Annotated in this window: 16 protein-coding genes; 8 read left to right on the top strand and 8 right to left on the bottom strand. The window is 69.3% G+C overall.

The features are described 5' to 3' along the window. Positions 1 to 10: 10 nt before the first annotated feature. Complete coding sequence (locus H5407_RS15245; RefSeq protein WP_183105323.1) at positions 11 to 1,678, bottom strand: NAD(P)/FAD-dependent oxidoreductase; 1,668 nt, start codon at positions 1,676 to 1,678, stop codon at positions 11 to 13. Between the two features lie 144 nt (positions 1,679 to 1,822). After that, on the bottom strand, positions 1,823 to 2,050 hold the full coding sequence (locus H5407_RS15240; RefSeq protein ID WP_183105397.1) for a hypothetical protein: 228 nt from the start codon (positions 2,048 to 2,050) through the stop codon (positions 1,823 to 1,825). A 180-nt stretch (positions 2,051 to 2,230) separates the two neighbouring features. Between H5407_RS15240 and mfd the strand changes: the two genes are divergently transcribed. The 5 genes from mfd to H5407_RS15215 all read left to right on the top strand — a co-directional run bounded on the left by mfd (position 2,231) and on the right by H5407_RS15215 (position 9,332). Next, a complete protein-coding gene (mfd, locus tag H5407_RS15235) occupies positions 2,231 to 5,716 on the top strand; it encodes a transcription-repair coupling factor (RefSeq protein WP_183105322.1) in 3,486 nt (1,161 codons plus the stop codon). A 6-nt stretch (positions 5,717 to 5,722) separates the two neighbouring features. Beyond that, positions 5,723 to 6,286, top strand: coding sequence for a nucleotidyltransferase family protein (locus H5407_RS15230; protein ID WP_183105321.1), 564 nt, complete (start codon positions 5,723 to 5,725; stop codon positions 6,284 to 6,286). A 77-nt stretch (positions 6,287 to 6,363) separates the two neighbouring features. After that, positions 6,364 to 7,071: a phosphoserine phosphatase SerB gene (gene serB / locus H5407_RS15225; protein WP_183105320.1), complete on the top strand. Its 708-nt coding sequence runs from the start codon at positions 6,364 to 6,366 to the stop codon at positions 7,069 to 7,071. Between the two features lie 96 nt (positions 7,072 to 7,167). Next, a complete protein-coding gene (locus H5407_RS15220) occupies positions 7,168 to 8,517 on the top strand; it encodes a hypothetical protein (RefSeq protein WP_183105319.1) in 1,350 nt (449 codons plus the stop codon). A 248-nt stretch (positions 8,518 to 8,765) separates the two neighbouring features. Further along, positions 8,766 to 9,332, top strand: coding sequence for a flavin reductase family protein (locus H5407_RS15215; protein WP_183105318.1), 567 nt, complete (start codon positions 8,766 to 8,768; stop codon positions 9,330 to 9,332). A 678-nt stretch (positions 9,333 to 10,010) separates the two neighbouring features. Here the strand turns inward: H5407_RS15215 and rraA are convergent. The 4 genes from rraA to H5407_RS15195 form a co-directional block, all read right to left on the bottom strand. After that, positions 10,011 to 10,505: a ribonuclease E activity regulator RraA gene (gene rraA / locus H5407_RS15210; RefSeq protein WP_183105317.1), complete on the bottom strand. Its 495-nt coding sequence runs from the start codon at positions 10,503 to 10,505 to the stop codon at positions 10,011 to 10,013. A 22-nt stretch (positions 10,506 to 10,527) separates the two neighbouring features. After that, positions 10,528 to 10,743, bottom strand: a complete 216-nt coding sequence (locus tag H5407_RS15205) for an RNA-binding S4 domain-containing protein (protein WP_183105316.1) — start codon at positions 10,741 to 10,743, stop codon at positions 10,528 to 10,530. 33 nt (positions 10,744 to 10,776) lie between these two features. After that, positions 10,777 to 12,501: a thiamine pyrophosphate-binding protein gene (locus H5407_RS15200; RefSeq protein ID WP_183105315.1), complete on the bottom strand. Its 1,725-nt coding sequence runs from the start codon at positions 12,499 to 12,501 to the stop codon at positions 10,777 to 10,779. An 85-nt stretch (positions 12,502 to 12,586) separates the two neighbouring features. Beyond that, the gene (locus H5407_RS15195; protein WP_183105314.1) at positions 12,587 to 13,834 is read right to left on the bottom strand and encodes an MFS transporter; all 1,248 of its coding nucleotides are present in this window, start codon (positions 13,832 to 13,834) and stop codon (positions 12,587 to 12,589) included. 80 nt (positions 13,835 to 13,914) lie between these two features. Between H5407_RS15195 and H5407_RS15190 the strand changes: the two genes are divergently transcribed. The 3 genes from H5407_RS15190 (at position 13,915) to H5407_RS15180 (ending at position 16,441) form a co-directional block, all read left to right on the top strand. Then, entirely contained in the window at positions 13,915 to 14,784 is an 870-nt protein-coding gene (locus H5407_RS15190; protein ID WP_183105313.1) for a helix-turn-helix domain-containing protein, read from the top strand. A gap of 78 nt (positions 14,785 to 14,862) precedes the next feature. Continuing rightward, positions 14,863 to 15,978, top strand: a complete 1,116-nt coding sequence (gene nadA, locus H5407_RS15185) for a quinolinate synthase NadA (RefSeq protein ID WP_183105312.1) — start codon at positions 14,863 to 14,865, stop codon at positions 15,976 to 15,978. 163 nt (positions 15,979 to 16,141) lie between these two features. Continuing rightward, positions 16,142 to 16,441, top strand: a complete 300-nt coding sequence (locus tag H5407_RS15180) for a late competence development ComFB family protein (protein WP_183105311.1) — start codon at positions 16,142 to 16,144, stop codon at positions 16,439 to 16,441. Positions 16,442 to 16,474: 33 nt separating this feature from the next. Here H5407_RS15180 and nadB read toward each other — a convergent pair whose 3' ends face one another. Together nadB and H5407_RS15170 are read right to left on the bottom strand one after the other, a co-directional pair. Next, entirely contained in the window at positions 16,475 to 18,076 is a 1,602-nt protein-coding gene (gene nadB, locus H5407_RS15175) for an L-aspartate oxidase (protein WP_183105310.1), read from the bottom strand. A gap of 262 nt (positions 18,077 to 18,338) precedes the next feature. Beyond that, on the bottom strand, positions 18,339 to 20,870 hold a 2,532-nt coding region (locus H5407_RS15170; protein WP_183105309.1), incomplete at its 5' end, for a zinc-dependent metalloprotease.

Genomic DNA, 20,870 nt, shown 5'->3' with positions numbered 1-20,870 from the left:
ACCCCAAGGCTCAGGCGCCCAGCAGCTCCTTGGCCAGCGCCTCTGCCACCTCAATGCCATCCACCCCGGCCGACATGATGCCGCCGGCATAGCCCGCGCCCTCGCCCGCCGGATAAAGGCCGCGCACATTGAGGCTCTGGTAGTCCCGGCCCCGCGTGACGCGCAGGGGGCTGGAGGTGCGGGTCTCGACGCCGGTCAGCACGGCGTCTTGCATGTCGAAGCCGTGGATCTGGCGGCCGAAGGCGGGCAGGGCCTCGCGGATGGCGTCCAGGCAGTAGTCGGGCAGGCTGCCGCGGCCCTTCTCCTGCAGATCGGTCAGGTGCACGCCGGGCTTGTAGGAGGGCATCACGCTGCCGAACTCGGAGCTCACCTGGCGCTTGATGAAGTCGCCCACCAGGCTGCCCGGGGCGATGTAGCCACCGCCGCCCAGCTCGTAGGCCCGCGATTCCCAGATGCGCTGGAAGGCCATGCCATCGAGCGGATTGACGGGGCCCTCGCTCAGGCCGTCCTGGCGGTAGTCCTGCGGGCTGATGCCCACGACGATGCCGGCATTGGCATTGCGCTCATTGCGCGAATACTGGCTCATGCCGTTGGTGACCACACGGTTGGGCTCGGAGGTGGCGGCCACCACGGTGCCGCCGGGGCACATGCAGAAGCTGTAGACCGAGCGGCCGTTCTTGGCATGGTGCACCAGCTTGTAGTCCGCCGCGCCCAGCAGGGCATTGCCTGCGTTGGGGCCGAAGCGGGCCTTGTCGATCAGGCTTTGCGGGTGCTCGATGCGGTAGCCGATGGAGAAGGGCTTGGCCTCCATGTAGACGCCGCGATCGTGCAGCATCTGGAAGGTGTCGCGCGCGCTGTGGCCCAGGGCCAGGATGACCTGGTCGGCGCGGATCTGCTCGCCGCTCTCCAGCACCACGCCGCGCACATGCCGCTGACCGTCCTGCCCGGGCTCGATGAGCAGGTCGCTGACCTTCTGCTGGAAACGGATCTCGCCGCCCAGGGCCTCGATCTCGGCGCGGATCTTGATCACCATGCTCACCAGGCGGAAGGTGCCAATGTGCGGCTTGGAGACGTAGAGGATCTCCTCCGGCGCGCCGGCCTTCACGAACTCGGTGAGCACCTTGCGGGTGAGAAAGCGGGGGTCGGAGATCTGGCTGTAAAGCTTGCCGTCCGAGAAGGTACCGGCGCCGCCCTCGCCGAACTGAACATTCGACTCGGGATGCAGGTTCTGCTTTCGCCAGAGGTCCCAGGTGTCCTTGGTGCGCTCGCGCACCTGCTTGCCGCGCTCCAGCACGATGGGGCGCAGGCCCATCTGGGCCAGGATCAGCGCGGCCAGGATACCGCAGGGGCCAAAGCCGATCACCACGGGGCGCAGCTTGTCGCCCCGGTTGTAGAAGTCCAGCGGCGCATGGCCGACGAAGTGGTAGCTCGTGTCCGGCGTGGGCTTGACGTGGGTGTCGCCCTCGAAGCGGGCCAGCACCGCGGCTTCGTCCTCGACCTCGCAGTCGATGGTGTAAATCAGCATCATGGCCGTCTTCTTGCGTGCGTCATGGCTGCGCTTGAAGAGATGGAAGGCCTTGAGCTGGCTGGCCTTCAGGCCCAGGCGCTGGACGATGGCCGGACGGAGCTCGTCCTCGGCGTGGTTCAGCGGCAGGCGGAGTTCGGTGATGCGGATCATGGAGGTCCTCAGGGGCGTGGCGATAACCCAGTGGGGATGAGAAACGAGTCCGGCCGCGAAGGCAAGCCAGGCTCAGAAACGGAAACGGCGCCTTTGCAGGCGCCGTCATGCAGTCTTGAGACCGCCGGTCGATCAGCCGCCCGATCAGCCGCCCTTGTGGGTACGCTTGCCGGGGTTCTTCTTGCTGCGGGTATGCGTGCCACGCTCCAGGCTGGTGCAGTTGCCGCGGCCGTGCGTGAAGCTCACGCCGTTGGCGGGGACGGGACGGGGGGCGGCGCGCTTGTCGGCCTCGGTGACGATCTTGTTGCCCATGGTGGCTCCAGTGAAATTGGGAATGTTGACGGCAGCTGACAGCAGCTTTTTGCGGGTCAACTGGCTATTTTAGCCCGACTGCGGGCCGATCCCGTCGGCACCCGTGTTCACCGGCCTGCAGCCCCCGCTCCATGGCCATGGCCGGCAAGCCGCCCGTCGCCCCTGCTGACAGTTTTGGCGGCCCTGCTCCCTACAATCCGCCCAGCCCCCGCGAGGGGCTGTTCCTGTTTGTAGAGCCCCATGCAACTGCCCCTGATCGCTCCCGGAAAGAAGTTCTCGCTGCCGCGCCCGCCGGGCTCGGCCGACGCCCTGCTGCTGGCCCGCTTCTGCCGCCAGCAGCTAGAGTCCGGCCGGCTGTGCACCATCGTCACGGCGGAGCCCGGCGACACCCAGCGTCTGGAGGACGAGCTCAAGTTCTTCGCGCCGGAGCTGCGCGTGGCCGTCTTCCCGGACTGGGAGACCCTGCCCTATGACACCTTCAGCCCGCACCAGGACCTGATCTCCGAGCGCCTGGCCACGCTGTGGCGACTGCTGCAGGCCCGAGACAAGCCCCGCGAGGCGCGTGATGTCGATGTGGTCCTGCTGCCTGCCAGCACCGCGCTGACGCGCCTGGCCCCGCCCTCCTTCCTGGCAGCCACCACCTTCCAGTTCAAGCAGAAGCAGCGCCTGGACGAGTCCGCGCTGAAGGCCCAATTGGTGCTGGGCGGCTATGCCCACGTCTCGCAGGTGGTCTCGCCCGGCGAGTTCGCGGTGCGCGGCGGCCTGATCGACCTCTTCCCCATGGGCTCGCCCGTGCCCTACCGGGTGGACCTGTTCGGCGACGAGGTCGATTCCATCCGCACCTTCGACCCTGACAGCCAGCGCAGCCTCTACCCCGTGCCCGAGGTGCGCCTGCTGCCCGGTCGCGAGTTCCCCATGGACGAGGCTGCACGCCAGGCCTTCCGCGCCCGCTGGCGCGAGAAGATGGACGGCGACCCCAGCAAGTCCCGGCTCTACAAGGACATGGCTACCGGGCTGGCCACCGCGGGCATCGAGTACTACCTGCCGCTTTTCTTCGAGCAGACCGCCAGCTTCTTCGACTTCGTGCCCGAAGACGGCGCCCTGGTCCTGCATGGCGAGGTTGATGAGGCCCTCAACCGCTTCTGGACCGACACCCGCGAGCGCCACCGCTTCCTGCAGCACGACCCCGAGCGGCCGCTGCTGCCGCCCGAGGAGATATTCCTGCGCGTCGAGGACTTCTTCGGCGCCACCCGCACGCGGGCCGTGTTCAGTGTCCGCGGTGCGGAGGCCGTGGACTACGCCCGCCCCCTGCCCGACATCAGCGTGGAGCGCGGCGCCCAGGAGCCCCTGGCCCGCCTGGCCTCGCATCTCAAGACCACGCCGCACCGCGTACTGATCGTGGCCGAGAGCGAGGGCCGGCGCGAAAGCCTGCTGGAGCTGCTGCGCGACAACAAGATCGATCCGCCCTCCGTCACCAGCCTGGCCGAGTTCCAGGCCTCCGATGAGAAGTTCGCCATCACCGCCGCACCGCTGGCTGCGGGCTTCTTCTGGCACGAGCCGGAGGCGGCGCCCCACGGCATCGCGATCCAGTTCCTCACCGAGACCGAGCTCTTCGCCACCACGCCCACCACGCGCAGGCGGCGCAAGCAGGAGCTGGTCAGCGACGTCAATGCACTGATCAAGGACCTCTCCGAGCTGAAGGTCGGCGACCCCGTGGTGCACATGAACCACGGCATCGGGCGCTACCAGGGGCTGATCAACATCGACCTCGGTGACGGCCCGTCCGAGTTCCTGCACCTCGAATACGCGGACAAGGCCACGCTCTACGTGCCCGTGGCCCAGCTGCACCTGATCAGCCGCTACACCGGCGTCTCCGCCGAGGAGGCCCCGCTGCACAAGCTGGGCTCCGCGCAATGGGAGAAGGCCAAGCGCAAGGCCGCCGAGCAGGTGCGTGACACCGCTGCCGAGCTGCTCAACCTCTACGCCCGCCGGGCCGCCCGCGAAGGCCATGCCTTCCGCTACTCGGGCCACGACTACGAGGCCTTCGCCGCCTCCTTCGGCTTCGAGGAGACGCCCGACCAGCGCGCCGCGATCCATGCGGTGATCCAGGACATGATTTCGCCCAAGCCCATGGACCGCCTGGTCTGCGGCGACGTGGGCTTCGGCAAGACGGAGGTGGCCCTGCGCGCCGCCTTCGTCGCGGTGATGGGCGGCAAGCAGGTGGCCCTGCTGGCGCCCACCACCCTGCTGGCCGAACAGCACTACCAGAACATCGCGGACCGCTTCGGCAAGTGGCCGGTGAAGGTGGCCGAGATGAGCCGCTTCCGCTCGACCAAGGAGATCAAGGCCGCGATGGAGGGGCTGGCGGACGGCAGCATCGACATCGTCATCGGCACCCACAAGCTGCTCTCGCCGGACGTGCAGTTCAAGCGCCTGGGCCTGCTGATCATCGACGAGGAGCACCGCTTCGGCGTGCGCCACAAGGAGGCGATGAAGGCCATGCGAGCCGAGGTGGACGTGCTCACGCTCACCGCCACGCCCATCCCGCGCACGCTGGGCATGGCGCTGGAGGGCCTGCGCGACCTCAGCGTGATCGCCACGGCGCCGCAGCGCCGCCTGGCCATCAAGACCTTCGTCCGCACGGAGAACAGCGGCACCATCCGCGAGGCGGTGCTGCGCGAGCTCAAGCGCGGCGGCCAGGTCTACTTCCTGCACAACGAGGTCGAGACCATCGAGAACCGCCGCCAAAAGCTGGAGGAGTTGCTGCCCGAGGCGCGCATCGTCGTGGCCCATGGCCAGATGCCCGAGCGCGAGCTGGAACGGGTGATGCGCGAGTTCGTGACGGGCAAGCACAACGTGCTGCTGTGCTCGACCATCATCGAGACCGGCATCGACGTGCCCAGCGCCAACACCATCGTCATCAGCCGGGCCGACAAGTTCGGCCTGGCCCAGCTGCACCAGCTGCGCGGCCGCGTGGGTCGATCCCATCACCAGGCCTATGCCTACCTGATGGTGCCGGACATCGAAGGCCTCACCAAGCAGGCCGCCCAGCGCCTGGAGGCCATCCAGCAGATGGAAGAGCTGGGCTCGGGCTTCTACCTCGCCATGCACGACCTCGAGATCCGCGGCTGCGGCGAGGTGCTGGGCGAGAACCAGAGCGGCAACATGATGGAGGTGGGCTTCCAGCTCTACAACGACATGCTCTCCGAGGCCGTGCGATCGCTGAAGGCCGGCAAGGAGCCCGACCTGCTCTCGCCCCTGGGCGGCGTGTTCGGCGCCACCACGGAGATCAACCTGCACGCCCCCGCCCTGCTGCCCGATGCCTACTGCGGCGACGTGCACGTGCGCCTCTCGCTCTACAAACGCCTGGCCACGGCAGACAGGGCCGAGCAGATCGACGCCATGCTGGAGGAGATCACCGACCGCTTCGGCAAGCTGCCCGCCCAGGGCCAGACCTTGTTCGACACCCACCGCCTGCGCGTGCTGGCCAAGCCCTATGGCGTGATGAAGATCGACGCGGCGCCCACGGTCATGAACATCAACTTCCGCCCCAACCCGCCCATCGACGCCATGCGCGTGATCGAGCTGGTGCAGAAGAACCGCAACATCAAGCTGGTGGGCAATGACAAGCTGCGCATCGACAAGGCCCTGAGCGACCCCAAGGACCGCGCCCAGGCCATCCGCGAGGTGCTTCGCCTGCTGGGCGCACCGCTCAAGCAGGACTGAGGAGAAATGCAGGCCGAGGACACCCTGCGGGCCTGGCTGCAGGACTCCGGCTGGCTCATGACGGCACTGCGCAGCGCCCGCGCGCTGGGCCTGGGCACCTGGTGTGTCGGCGCCGGAGCGGTGCGCAATGTGGTGTGGGAACGCCTGCACGGACGGCGGCTGCTCGCCGAGCAGCTGGCCGACATCGACCTCGCCCACCACAGCCCGCTGCGCGGTGGTGCCGATGACGACGCCCGGCTGACCCGGCAGCTACGGCAGACTTCACGCCTGCCTTGGGAAGTCGTCAACCAGGCCTTCGTGCATCGATGGCCCGGAGCCCGGCCAGGCATGCGGGCCCATGCCGATCTCGCGGCGGCGCTGGCTTCCTGGCCCGAGACAGCGACCGCCGTGGGCGCCTGGCTGGACGCCGAGGACGGGCTGCACCTCGTCGCGCCCCATGGGGTGGAGGACCTGATGGCCGGCGTGCTGCGCCCCAGCCCGGGCGTGGACGCACAGCTGTTCGCAAGGCGGCTGCAGGAGAAGGGCTTCCTCACGCGCTGGCCCGGTCTGCGTCAGGCTGCACGCGGATGAAACCCGACGGAACGCCTACCGCCCCGAGCCCATGCTAAGGTGCGGGCCGCCACAGACCTTGTCCACGGAATTTCATCGTGACCGCCCCGACCCCGTACTCCCTGATCACCCAAGGCTTCACGCCGCCGTTGCGCCTGGCAGATTTCCGCCTGGCGGCCTTCGACATGGACTCGACCCTGATCAACATCGAGTGCATCGACGAGATCGCGGCTGCGGCCGGCAAGAAGGCCGAGGTGGCAGCCATCACCGAGGCGGCCATGCGGGGCGAGATCACCGACTTCAAGGACAGCCTGCGCCGCCGGCTGGCCCTGCTCAAGGGCGTGCCGGTAAGCGCGCTGGAGCAGGTGCTGACCACGCGGCTGCAGTTCAATCCGGGCGCCCGCGAGCTGTGCGCGGCGCTGAAGGCGGCCGGGGTGAAGCTGCTGCTGGTCTCCGGGGGCTTCACCTATTTCACCCGCCATGTCGCGGCCGAGCTGGGCATGGACTTCGTGCGCAGCAACGAGCTGGAGATCATCGACGGCCAGCTCAGCGGAGGCCTGCTGATGCAGGCCTGGGGCGAGATCTGCGACGGCGAGGAGAAGAAACGCATGCTGCTGCAATGCGCCGCCGAGATCGGCGCCACGCCCGAGCAGTGCATGGCCGTGGGCGACGGCGCCAACGACCTGCCCATGATGGGCGCGGCCGGCCTCTCCGTGGCCTACCACGCCAAGCCCCGTGTGCGCGAGCAGGCCATGGTGGCGATCAATGAAGGCGGGCTGGACCAGCTGCTGAACGTGCTGGGCTGAGGGTTCCTGGCCGCCGTCGGCAGGCGAGCCTGGCCTGCGCCGCCCCCCTCCTGCGGGCGATTTCATGCCACTCCCTTAGGGCGATAGCATGCGTGCATGAAGGACACGACCAGGCCAGGACGACGACCGCTGCTGCGCTGGCCAGCCATGGGTCTAGCCCTGAGCGTTGCGGGCACCCTGTGGTGGCTATGGCCCTGTGAGGACGAAGACCGTCGTGGCCACGCGCCGCCGCCTGCCGGGCCGGCGCTGAGGGCCGCCGCCGACCCGGCTGCCCGCGCCGCTTCCCTGCCCCGGCCCGCGCAGGGCGACACACCTGGCCTGCCGGCCGCCTCGCCCCCGCAGGCGCAGCAGCCGGCAGCCTTCCGTCCTGCCGACGCGCTCCCCTTGCCCCGCGACCCAGGCGCGCTGAGCCCCGAGCAATTGGCCCGGATCGAGCAGCAGTGGTGCACCCACGGCCTCAAGGCTCACCAGCAGACCCGGCAGGCACTGTATCGGGTCTATCCACTCAGCAAGGACGGCTTGAGCCTGGACCCTGAGGCCCTGCATGCGCGAACGCAGGCCGCACTCAAGGAGCCCGACGCACAGGCCATGCTGGCCGTTGAGTTCCGCCTGAAGAAGCGCTGGATCGAACAACTGCGCCAGCGCGGCGACATGCGCAGCCAGGCCGCCGCCGATTACCTGCAGCTCTCGATGAGCGCGCCTGACGAGGCCCGGGCCGCGTCCCTACACCTGCTCAGCCTGGCCCAGAGCAGCCGTGACCCGATGGTCTTCATGACCTGGCAGCTCGCCCGGTCCGATTGCCTGGGCGACGCCCATTGCAGCGCCCTGCCCATGACGGATTGGAGGACCCTGGACGCCGGCAACCTCCTGGCTTGGCTGCCCACCCGCGGCAACGGGCAGAACGCCACCGACCTCGACTGGGACGCCCTCGCACGCACGCGATTTGCCAACAGCTACCTGGAGGACTTCCAGGCCCTGCTGCTCCCCCTGCTGGACCAGGAAGCACCGGGCCTGGGACTCCAGCAGGGGCTGGCCGTGCTCACGCGCCTGGGTACTCTGTGGCCCGCCAGCTCGAGTGCGCTGGCGCTGGGCCGGGCCTGCGTCGAGACCGGCGAGACCCTGCCGGCGCGCAGGGCCGCCTGTCTGCATGCCGCCGACCTCCTCTGGCGCAGCCCCTCCGCAGGCGTGATCGAGTACAAGTTGGCCGTGGGCATGGCCAGCCTGGCTGGCGTGACGGAGCAATCGCCCTGGTCGGAGCGCCTGGCCCTCGTCAAGGGCCTGAGCGCCGCCGACGGCCAGCACTTGATGGAACTGGAATACCCCTCCAACCGTGACAACCAGGACTGCGAGACGCTGGCCGAGCAGCGCCGCCAGCTCAAGGAACGCTTGCGCAAGGGGCTCTGGGCTGCAGCGCTGGGCGGCGACGGCGCCCGCCGCATTCCCTGAACGGGCGCCCTCCGCGGGGCGCAGCGCCGCCCTGGCCCGTGCGATCTGCGCCCAAACTGACTCCGGTTCAACACACGCCTGGCAGCAACCCCCAAACAGGGGCTTGACCCCGGGCAAATCCCGATCCCTTTTGCAACACCTTGCTACATCCTCTTGCCATTCGATCCTGACGCCAGAAGTGGGGCTGCGCACAATCGCTGCTTGGCCTGACGCAGGCCTGAGCTGTACCGCCTGCCCTCTTTTCTTCCATGCGCGTTCCTGTTGATCTCCGCCAAGTCAGTCGATTGCTCAACCACGGCCCCACCGTTCTGGTCAGCAGCCAGCATGAGGGCCGCCGTGATGTCATGGCGGCGGCCTGGAACATGCCCCTGGATTTCAGTCCGCCCAAGGTCGCCGTGGTCATCGACAAGGCCACCTACACCCGTGAGCTGGTCGATGCCTCCGGTGAATTCGTGCTGGCCGTGCCCTGCGCCGCTCAGGTCCAGCTGACGGCCGACGTGGGCCATGTCAGCGGCCGTGAGATCGACAAGTTCAAGCGCTTCGGCATCCAGGCCCAGCCCGGGCAGAAGGTGGACGCCCCGCTGATCGAGGGTTGCCTGGCCTGGCTGGAGTGCGTGGTCTACCCCGAGCCCTATGTCGAGCACCGCTACGACCTCTTCCTGGCGGAGGTGGTGTCTGCCTGGGCCGAGGACTGGGCCTTCGTCAACGGCCGCTGGGTGGACCAGTCCGAGGTGCAGCGCCGCGCCCTGCACCACCTGGGCGCCGGCCAGTTCTTCACCAGCGCAGGGCTGCTGGTGACGGAAGCCGTGGCCTGAGCGACTCCCGGAGCGCAAGACCAGGCGCTCCTGCCCTGCTCCAGTCCGGGCGCCGCCCCTGCCCGCCCTCCTTCAGGTGCAGCCCCTCGACCAGGCCACCTGCGGGCCCATGCCCATCGTCCTGCAGGACGGCCGCGTCCGGCAGGCCCTGCAGCGATCGCTCCGTCTCTGCCCCCTGCGCCAGCTGCTGGACCAGGGTCGCTTCAGAACCGTCAATCTTGGGCTCGGCCATGCCGCGGGCGACGAGGTACGGCGGGAAACGGCACGGCGCCTGGGTACCGGCCTGCGTGACACCGCCCCTCCCCCGGCCGGGCGACCCAGCGTCCGCCGGGGCGACCGTGGCGGCCCTGTCGACAGCTCTCGGCCCATGTCTCACCCCCGCGCTCCGCACGGAACGATGTGGCCGCGCATGTGATGCAGCCGCCGCAGCCCCTGGACGCCATGGGGGCTGCCGCTCGGTGGGCGACTTCGACACCGGCTACGCCAGCCTCGGCGACCTCCCGCGCCTGCCGGTCACAGCGATCAAGCTGGACAAGAGCGGCGGCGTGACCTGGAGCCGAACCCGGGCGACCGCGCCGTGGCCAGGGCCGGCCAGGGTCGGCGCCTGGGCCAAGCCAGGGGCGCTCGCTCAAGCCCTGATGGCCTGCTTGCGCAGCCTCGCCTGAATCGCGCCCGGCCTCAGTCCAGGCGCTGCGGCAGGATCAGGCAGCCGTCCTCGTCGGCATAGAGCCATTCGCCGGGCCGCAGCAGCAGTCCGTGCAGCTGCAAGGGGACATCCACCGAGCCCTGGCCCTGGCGGTCCGTGGGCAGAGGCACATGGCCCAGCGCGAGGATGCCCACGTCGGCCGCGCGCAGTTCGGCGCGGTCGCGCACGCAGCCGTGGATCAGCAGACCGGCCCAGCCATTGCGTGCGGCCGCAGCAGCGAGATTGCCGCCCAGCAGGGCGCGTTGCATGGAGGCGCCGCCATCGACCACCAGCACGCGGCCCTCGCCGGGAGACTCCACCGCGGCCTTGACCGCGCTGTTGTCATCCAGGCAACGCACCGTGCGGATGGGGCCGGCGAAGCGCTCGCGCCCGCCATAGCTCAGGTAGCGGCCGCCAGGCAGCACGCGCAAGGCGCCGCTGGCATCACTCTTGAAACGGTCGCAGATATCGCAGGTGCTGAAGTCCATGCGAGGCTCCCCGGATCGGGTTTCAGGCGACGACGCGGATGTGCTGGCCCTGCACGCTGATGCGCTGGCCGGCCCGCATCTTGGCGGTCTTGCGGCTCTCGGGCTGGCCATCGACCGTGACCTGGCCCTCGGTGATCATCATGCGGGCCTGCCCACCGCTCTGGGCCAGACCGGTGGCCTTGAGCAGCTTGTCCAGCTCGATGTACTCGCCGCGCAGTTGGAATTCGATATCGTTCATGAGCGCATTGTCCCAGACGCCGGCCCGCAGCCCTCAGGACTGGCCCAGCCGCTGGCGCGCGGCCTCGCGGATGGCGCTGAGCGTGCTGCGGCTGGTCGAGACGTCGCTGGAGAGGCGCAGGTGGAACAGCGTGGGTCGCTCCTCGGCGATGGCGGCGCGCAGGGCGGGCTCAAAGTCCTCGGTGCTCTCGATGCGGTGCGAGGCCCAGCCATAGGCCTGGGCCAGCGCGGCAAAGTCGGGGTTGTAGAGGTCGCTGCCCGAGACGCGGCCCGGGTACTCGCGCTCCTGGTGCATGCGGATCGTGCCGTAGGTACCGTTGTCAACCACCACGCACAGCAGCTTGCGGGCACCGTAGCCGGTGGCCGTGGCCAGCTCCTGGCCGTTCATGAGGAAGTCGCCGTCCCCCGCGATATTGACCACCCAGCGCGACTGCAGCAGCGAGGCTGCCACCGCCGCCGGCAGGCCGTAGCCCATGGCACCGCTGGTCGGGGCCAGCTGCGTGCGGCCGTGCTGATGCAGGCCGCTGTAGCGATGGAATCGATGCAGCCAGCCGCTGTAGTTGCCGGCGCCGTTGGTGAAGACCGTGCCCTCGGGCAGCAGCCTGGAGAGGCTCTTGACGACCTGGGCCATGTCCAGCGGCGCCACGGGCTGTGCAACAAGGTTGGCCTCGTAGTCGGCGTGCGCGGACTGCGTCCATTCGGCCCAGGCGCAGCTCGCGGGTGGCGCCAGCGCGGCCAAAGCCGGCGCGGCGCAGCGCATGCTGGCGTTGATCATCAGCTCGGCCGCATAGACGCGGCCCAGCTCCTCGGCGCCGGCATGGATGTGAATGAGGTCCTGGTCCGGCAGCGGCGCCTGCAGCAAGGTGTAGCCGCCGGTGGTCATCTCGCCCAGACGCGGGCCGATGGCGAGGATGAGGTCCGCGTCCTTCACCCGTTGCGCCAGCTTGGGATTGATGCCGATGCCCACGTCACCGGCATACAGCGGATGGGCGTTGTCGAAGAGGTCCTGGAAGCGGAAGGCGCAGCCCACGGGCAGCTGCCAGCTTTCGGCGAAGCGCTGCAGGGCGGCGACGCTGTCGGGCGTCCAGCCGCCACCGCCGGCGATCACGAAGGGGCGCTTCGCGGCGGCCAGGCGCTCGCGCAGCTCGACCAGGGCCGCAGGGCTGGGTGCAGCTTCGGCCACGCGAACGCGGGGCAGGACCGGGGCGCTGATCGTCTTCGTCAGCATGTCCTCGGGCAGCACGAGCACCACGGGGCCGGGCCGGCCCTGCAGCGCGGTGTGGAAGGCACGGGCCACGTATTCGGGCAGCCGCTCGGCGTCATGCACCTCGCCCACCCACTTGGCCATGCCCAGCGTGCCAGGGCCGAACATCTGGCGGTAGTCCACCTCCTGGAAGGCCTCGCGGTCGCGCTGGTCGCTGGCGACCTGGCCGATGAAGAGGATCATCGGCGTCGAATCCTGGAAGGCCGTGTGCAGGCCGATGCTGGCATTGGTGGCGCCCGGGCCGCGGGTCACGAAGCAGATGCCCGGCTGCCCGCTGAGCTTGCCCTGGGCCTCGGCCATGAAGGCCGCCCCGCCCTCCTGGCGGCAGGCGATGAAGCGGATGCGCTCGCGGTGCTCGTGGAAACCGTCCAGCACGGCCAGGTAGCTCTCGCCGGGGACGCCAAAGGCGTCGCTCACGCCTTGTTCAATCAAGGCCTCGACCAGCGCGTGGCCGGCAAGGCGCGATACAGCTTGGGTGGGTGCTTGCGTCGTCATCCAGCGACTGTAGCGTCCGGCCGGGGGGCGGGCCTTGCGCTGTTGCAAGGCCCTCTTCGGGGCTTTCCCTAGCGCCCTGGGCGCCTCAGGCGGTGCCTCTGCGGCGAGCCACGCCCACCAGCGAGGCCGCGCCAATGCCCATCAGCAGGGCGAGGGCCGCACCGTAGAAGATGCCGTGGGCCTGGCCATGGTCCATCAGCGCGCCGAAGACGGGGGCCGCGAGCGCGAAGCCGATGTCCAGGCCCGAGTACACCGTGCCATAGACGCGACCAGTGGCCCCGGGCGGGGCGGCGCGCTTGATCAGCATGTCCCGCGAAGGCCCGGCCAGCCCGGTGCCGAAACCGGCCAGAGAGGCCACCACCAGGGCCGGACCGACCGACAACCAGCCGGTGGCCGTCAGACACAGGGCCGCCGCGGCGCTGGCCATGGCCAGTGCGATGGTTCGCTCCAGCTGCGCGCCACGCGCCACCACGAAGCCACCCAGCACCATGCCCGCAGCGCCGGCCAGCATATAGCCCGTCACCACAAAGGCCGTGGAGCGCACGGGGATGCCGTACATCGTCGCCAGGGCCGGGCTGGCAAAGCTCTGGATGGCCGTCAGCGCGGCCGTGGTGAAGAAGAAGAAGGAGAAGCACAGCCATACCGAGGGCAAGCGCAGGAAGGCCAGCGGATGCTCCTCCTTGACGGCCGCCGCGGCATGGCCGGGCTTCTCGTGGGCCCAGCTGCCCTGGCTGTCGTCGATGGCCTCGCGCTGCCACAGCAGCAGGGCCATCACGGCAAGCGCCAGCAGCGCGGTGCCCAGGTAGGCCAGTCGCCACTGCCCGCTGAGCTCCGAAAGGCCGATCAAGAAGACCGGCGCGCTCGCCCATCCCAGGTTGCCCGAGATGCCGTGCACAGAGAAGGCATGCCCCAGGCGTGCCGGCGACACACGCTTGTTGAGGATGGTGAAGTCCACCGGATGGAAGGGCGAGTTGCCCAGGCCGGCCAGGGCGGCCGCCAGCATCAACCCCGCAAAACCGTGCGCCGTGCCCGCGGCGATGGAGGCCAGCACGAAGCAGCTCAGGGCAGCGAACAGCACCGGCCGCGCGCCGGTGCGGTCCACCAGAAAGCCGGCCAGGGCCTGGCCGATGCCCGAGATCACGAAGAAGGTGGTGACCAGCAGGCCCAGCTCCGAATAGCTCAGGCCGAACTCCCGGATGAAGACCGGGAACAACGGCGGCAGCAGCATGTGGAAGAAGTGGCTGGTGCCGTGGGCCAGGCCGATCAAGCTGATGGTGCCGAGGTCGCGGCGGGCGTTGTCGGGCGAGGACGGGGTGAGGACTGCGGAATTCATGCCCTCAATGTAGGCAGGGCCGAGTCGGCGCAGTTACGATAGCCTGCCAGATTCTGTCGAATTTCAGCCACACCAGTCGCATGAGCACGGTCAAATCTCCCAGCAAGCGCCGCAGCGTGCCACCGATGGATCCCATGCGCTTCAAGCCCAGCCTAGAACGCCCGCTGCGGGCCAAGGCACGCTGGATGGAGCACCAGATGGACATCCAGCCCCACCAGCACGAGTGGGCACAGCTGGCGTTCTCCATGGTGGGCGCGGTGCGGGTGCAGGCCGAAGGACAGGAGCGCAGCCTCAGCTACCTGGTGCCGCCCTCGCGGGCCGTGTGGATCCCGCCGCACACGGTGCATGCCGTCAGCGCGGTGGAGCGGGCGGACATGAGGGCGCTTTACGTGCATGAATCCGCCGTGGCCCAGTTGGGCCTGGCCGGCGGGCCGCAGGCCTGGGCGCAGTGCCGGGTGCTGGAGGTGACGCCGCTGATGCGCGAGCTGCTGCAAGCCCTGGCCACGGAGCCCGACAGCCTCGCCAGCCACAACGCCCCCCATCCCCTGGACCAGGCCCGCGAGCAGGCCCTGTGTCAGTTGCTGATCGACGAGCTGCGCCGGGCCCGCAGCCTGCACCTGGGCCTGAGCCTGCCCCATGACAAGCGCCTGCGCCACCTCTGCGAGACCATGATGGCCGAGCCCGCCCGCCACCCCGACATCGAAGGCTGGGCCACCGAGTGCGGCGCCAGCGCGCGCACGCTCTCGCGCCTGTTCCGCGAGGAGCTGGGCACCAGCTTCAGCCAATGGCGCCAGCAGCTGCAACTGGCCCATGCCCTGCAGCTGGCGGCGCAGAAGAAGCCCATGAACTTGATTGCCGCGGAGCTGGGCTACGCCAGCGCCAGCGCCTTCTCCGCCATGGTCACACGCGCCGTGGGTATGCCCCCGAGCCGCTTCTTTGATAGAGCCTGATGCCCCCCGCCAGGCGCCGCATGCGCAGCAGTGGCCCTGCCGCGGCAAGGGCGCCGCACCGACACCTAAAATCCTCGCATGGAACAACAGCTGTTTGACTACACGCGCCAGGACGCCGCCGGCGAGAGCTGCACGGCGCACGCTTGGGCCAAGGTGCCCGCGCCGCTGAACCCCGGCCAGCGCGCCGAACTCAAGGCCCGTGCGGCAGCCCTGCTCAAGGCAAAAGGCGCCGTGCTGGTGGCCCACTACTACGTCGATGGCGACCTCCAGGACCTGGCCCTGGAGACCGGCGGCTGCGTGGCGGATTCGCTGGAGATGGCCCGATTCGGCCGCGACCACGCCGCCCGGACGCTCGTCGTGGCCGGCGTGCGTTTCATGGGCGAGAGCGCCAAGATCCTCAGCCCCGAAAAGCGCGTGCTGATGCCCGACCTGGACGCCACCTGCTCCCTGGACCTGGGCTGCCCCGCCGACGAGTTCAGCGCCTTCTGCGACGCCCATCCGGATCGCACCGTCGTCGTCTATGCCAACACCAGCGCCGCGGTGAAGGCCCGTGCCGACTGGATGGTCACCAGCTCCTGCGCACTGGAGATCGTCAGCGAGCTCAAGGCCCGCGGGGAAAAGATCCTCTGGGCGCCGGACCGCCACCTGGGCCGCTACATCCAGGAGCAGACCGGGGCCGACATGCTCATGTGGAACGGTGCCTGCATCGTGCACGACGAGTTCAAGGGCCTGGAGCTGGACCTGCTGCGCGAGCAGCACCCCGACGCCATGATCCTGGTCCACCCCGAGTCGCCCAAGAGCGTGGTCGAGAAGGCGCATGTGGTGGGCTCCACCTCGGCGCTGATCAAGGCCGTGGTCGAGGGCAAGGCCAAGGAGTACATCGTCGCCACCGACAACGGCATCCTGCACCGCATGCGCCAGCTGGCCCCCGGCAAGACCCTCATCGAGGCCCCCACCGCCGGCAACAGCGCCACCTGCAAGAGCTGCGCCCACTGCCCCTGGATGGCCATGAACGGCCTGCAGGGCGTGATCGACTGCCTGGAGCAGGGCACGGGCGAGATCGGCGTGGATGAAGCCGTCCGCCAGAAGGCCCAAACCTGCATCACCCGCATGCTGGACTTCACCGCGCAGCTGAAGGCGCGCCAGACCCCTGGGCCGGCGCCTGGCCTGGTGCCCGGCATCGGCGCCGCCTGATAAAGGGCACAGGCAAGATCTGGCCCCAAGGCCTCCGGGAAACGCGATTTGCGTCCGCGGGGGCTTTCTTTTTGGCGGCCGCGGAGGCTATAAAGCGCCTATGCTGTCCCGCTGCCTCTGCCCATGCCGGGCCGCAGCGTCCACACCATAGAAGGGCCTCTCCATGTCCTCCGTCGATTTCACCTCGCTGTACAACCACCATGAGCGCGAAGTGTTCGCCGCCGTCATCGCCAGCGCGTCCAAGTACCCCTCGCTGAGCCGGGATGACGACCTGCTTTGCGACGTGGCCTGCGTGGCCCTGAACCGCCTGCCTCCCCGCTACATCCGCCACGCCGTGGACTTCAGCTTCTACCTGACGGAGTCTGAGCGCCTGGAAACCGACGCGGCCATCGCCGAGGCCGTGTCCTATGCCTTCAACTTCGTGCAGGCTCGACTGGCCCTGCGCACCAAGCAGGGCGGCTGAGCCGCGCTGCGGCCGGGCCGAGGCCTGAGGCGCTCAGCGCCGTCCGCGCTCGGCGATCAGCACCGTGGGGAAGCTCACCGGCAGGGTCCGCGGGTAGTCGCGGCTGAAATGCAGGCCGCGGCTCTCGTGGCGCAGCAGGGCGGAGCGCACGATCAGCTCGGCGCAATCGACGAGGTTGCGCAGCTCCAGCAGATCCCGGGTGACGCGGAAGTTGGCGTAGTAGTCGTCGATCTCGCTGCGCAGCAGGGCGATGCGGTGCAGCGCCCGCTCCAGGCGCTTGGTGGTGCGCACGATGCCCACGTAGTTCCACATCAGCAGGCGCAGCTCGTCCCAGTTGTGGGCGATGACGACCTGCTCGTCCGCGTCCTCGACCTGGCTTTCGTCCCAGGCCGGCAGGGGCGCGGGGGCCAGCGTTGGCTGGGCCTGGATGTCCTCGGCGCAGGTGCGGCCCAGCACCACGCATTCCAGCAGCGAATTGCTGGCCAGCCGGTTGGCGCCGTGCAGCCCGGTGTAGGCGGTCTCGCCCACGGCGTAGAGCCCGGGCAGGTCGCTGCGGCCCTGCAGGTCCGACACCACGCCGCCGCAGGTGAAGTGCACGGCGGGCACCACGGGGATGGGCTGGCGAGCGATGTCGATGCCCAGCTTCAGGCAACGCGCGTGGATGGTGGGGAAGTGGCTCCTGAGGAAGTCTTCGCCCAGGTGGCGGGCGTCCAGCCAGACGTGGTCCAGGCCGTGCTTCTTCATCTCGAAGTCGATGGCGCGGGCGACGATGTCGCGCGGGGCCAGCTCCATGCGGTCGTCGTGCGAGGCCATGAAGCGGGTGCCGTCGGGCAGGGTCAGGTAGCCGCCCTCGCCGCGCAGGGCCTCGGTGATCAGGAAGCTGCGCTCCTCGGGGTGGTAGAGGCAGGTGGGGTGGAACTGGATGAACTCCATGTTCGCGACCCGGCAGCCCGCGCGCCAGGCCATGGCGATGCCGTCGCCGGTGGAGGTGTCGGGGTTGGTGGTGTAGCGGTAGACCTTGCCGGCGCCGCCGGTGGCCATCACCACGGCGCGGGCGGGCAGGGTCTCGACGCGGCTGCTGTCGATGTCCAGGGCGTAGAGGCCGTAGCAGCGCGGTTCCTCGTCGCGCTGCACATGGCGGGAGGTGATGATGTCCAGGGCCATCCAGCGCTCGCGCAGCTGAATGTTGGGATGGGCCTGGGCGGCCGCCAGCAGTTGCTCGTGGATGGCCTTGCCGGTGGCATCGGCGGCATGGGCGATGCGGCGCACGGCGTGGCCTCCCTCGCGGGTGAGGTGCAGGCCCAGCGGGCCGCCGGCCTCGGGCGTGAAAGGCACGCCCTGGCGCACCAACCACTCCACGGCCTCGGCACTGCGCTCGGCGATGAAGCGGGCGGTGGCCTCATCGACCAGGCCGGCGCCGGCGTCCTGAGTGTCGCGCACATGGCTGTCGATGCTGTCATCGCTGCCCAGCACGCCCACAATGCCGCCCTGGGCCCAGGCCGTGGCGGCCTCGCCCAGCTCGCGCTTGGCCAGCACGGTCACGGGGACCTGGTCCGCCAGGTGCAGGGCCACGGTCAGGCCGGCCAGGCCGGCCCCCACGATGACCACGGGAAGTTGGGAAGCTGCAGCACTCATGAATCGTTCGGCACGCCCCAGGGTCGTGGAGGCGTCATCGCAAAAGGTGCCTGATTCTAGGAGCGGGGCGGGAGGGGAGGCTGCGTGGGGGCAAAGGGAGGGATCGTGAAGCGGCGCCCGTGCCCGGCGGCGAATGGAGAAGGAGTGGAAGCGGTGATGCAGCGCAAGCTGCCTTCCATGCGTAGACCGAGCGCTCGCCTCACATGGAAAAAGCCGGTCCGGGCTTGTCGCGCGGACCGGCATTCTGCGGCGAAGGCAGTGATCAGCTGCGCTGCATGCTGGCCTTGAGGAGGTTGGACAGCAAGTCGAGCGACTCCGCCAGATGGGCGCGGGTCTCGACCGACTGCCCGCCACGGGCCACGGCTGCGCGCAGGTCAGACTGCAGCTGGTTGGCATGCAGGCGCACCAGCGCGTAGGCATCCGCCATCACGCCCGGGGCACCGCCACGGGTCAGGATGGCCTGCAGACGGCGCAGGTGCTCGCGCTGCAGGTTGCGGCGCAGCCGGTCGATCTCGCCACCCGTCTTGAGCTCGCTCCACACCGCCGCCTGCGTACTGGCATAGACCTCGCTCAGCGAGATCAGACCCTTGCGGTCCTTGGCCAGCACGAAGCCCGGCAGGTCCATCAGGCGCTGGGCGGTGCCGGCGCTGTAGAGGCGATCCAGGGCCACGTTCTGGATGCGGGCCACCGCGCCGGGGATGTCCACCGGGCCGGCACGCTCCCACTCGTTGTAGTCCACCGTCAGCGTGCTGAGGAACTCGGGCTTGAAGCGGAAGCTGTCGGCGCTGAACAGGCCCTTGGCCAGGAAGTCCAGGGCCTCACGCTGGCGGGCGGGCTCGACGGGCTTGAAGGCCGGCTGCATCGAGGCGCCCGGCACCTCGCGTTGCATGTACATGCCACCCACGTACTTGCCCACCAGCTCGGAAGCGCGGGCCAGTTGGCTGAAACCAGCCAGCAGCACGCGGCGCTGGCGCAGCGGGTCCTCGCCGACCTTGGGCTGGCGCTCCTGCACACGGGTCCACAACTCCTGCGAGAGCTTCAGGCGGCGCTTGTAGTAGGCCAGCGGGTCGGCGCCCAGGTCGAAGCGGTTGGCCAGGGGGTCGATGCCGCCGAAGAGGTCGGCGTCGGCGTCATCGGCATAGGCCAGGGTCGGGTCGCTGCTGCGTGCGGCGATCTTGCCGAGCTCCTGCGCCTCGGCCTCGGCAGCCACGGGCTTGTAGGCGTACTCGATGGCCCAGTAGTCGTAGGCGCCCAGGGTGGTGTTGGTCAGCGCGCCGCGCGGCTCGCCCTTGAGCGAGAGGTTGTAGGCGTTGTAGTCCATCACCGAGCCGGAGATGCCGTGGGCCTCGGTCCAGGCCTTGTCCAGCAGCTGCGTCTGCGTGACCGTCGTGGAGGCCTTGAAGTTGTGCTTCAGGCCCAGGGTGTGGCCCACCTCGTGCATGATCACGTCCCGGATCACAGCATGGACGAAGGCGTCGGTCTCCGGACTGTCGGGCAGGAGCTCGCCACGGGCTTCCAGCACGTCCAGCGCGAAGTCCATTTCGGTGGCGGCCTCCTGCGCGTAGCGGCAGGCCTCGGCATCATCGCCATGAGCGGCATGAGCCAGCGGGCGGTTGACATCCTCGACCAGGAAGCGCCGCGAACCGCGGGCAAAGATATCGCTCATGCCGATGTCGGCGTCCAGGATTTCGCCCGTGCGCGGGTCGGCGTGGCTGGGGCCGATGGCAAAGCCCACGTCGGCGCCCACGAACCAGCGGATGGAGGCGTGGCCGGCGTCCATATTGTCCCAGTCGGCATCATCCGGCTGCTGCTTGGCAACGATGGCGTTCTTGAAGCCGATCTTCTCGAAGGCCTTGTTCCATTCGAGGATGCCCTCCTCCACGGCCTTGCGGTACTTGGGCGGGATGTTCTTGTCCAGCCAGTAGGTGATGGGCTGCACTGGCTCGGACAGGGCGGCACTCGCGTCCGCCTTCTCCAGGCGCCAGCGCTTGATGTGGTGGACGCGGGTGTTGGGCTTGTAGTCCTCACTGAGGTCGGTGTAGGACTCGGCGAAGTGGCCCAGGCGCGGGTCGGCCAGGCGCGCCTTCATGGGCTGATCAGGCAGGGCCTTGAAGCTATAGACCAAGCTCATGAACAGGCTGCGTGGATCCGGCGTGGCCTGCGGCGCGCTGGGCATCGGCACGGGCGAAGGCGTCAGCGGCGGCGCGGGGATGCGCGGCGTCGCGAAGTGCATGCGGGCGGTCAGCGTGCTGAGGCCGGCCTCAGCGCGGGTGGCCTCGAAGAAGCTGTTGCCGCGATCCGGGGCGTAGGGCAGGCGATAAGCGAACTCCAGGCGGGTGGACAGGCCCGGGATGTCGGTCAGCAGCAGGCCGGCGTCCACGAGGAAGGACTTGCGCTCGGCATGCTCGGCGCTGGCCACAGGCGAGGCCGCCAGCAGGCTGGGCGAGAAGGCCTGCTCCGAGGCCAGGCGGTTGCCGCCGTCGGCGCGGAACTTGGTGTTCAGGGCCACCAGCTGCAACTGGTTGCCCACGCGGCGCCATTCGGCCAGGTGCGCACGGCCCATCTGGCTGGCGTACAGGCCGCGTTCGCCCACGGCATTGGACACGTTGACGGAGAAGAGGAAGGGCTTGTTCAGCTGAGCCTTGGGGATCTCGATCCAGACCTTCTCGTCCTTGCGCCAGATGGGGAACAGGCCGTCCTGGCTCTTGGCGTCCTTGATGACGTCGGTGAAGGGCTTGGGCGCGGCCGGATCGGCCGGCGGCTTGGGCGCGGCGGCGGGCGCGGCCAAGCCGCC

The organism is Mitsuaria sp. WAJ17 (assembly GCF_014174515.1).
Lineage (GTDB): Bacteria > Pseudomonadota > Gammaproteobacteria > Burkholderiales > Burkholderiaceae_C > Roseateles_B.
This window is presented reverse-complemented; position numbering and strand designations above follow the sequence as displayed.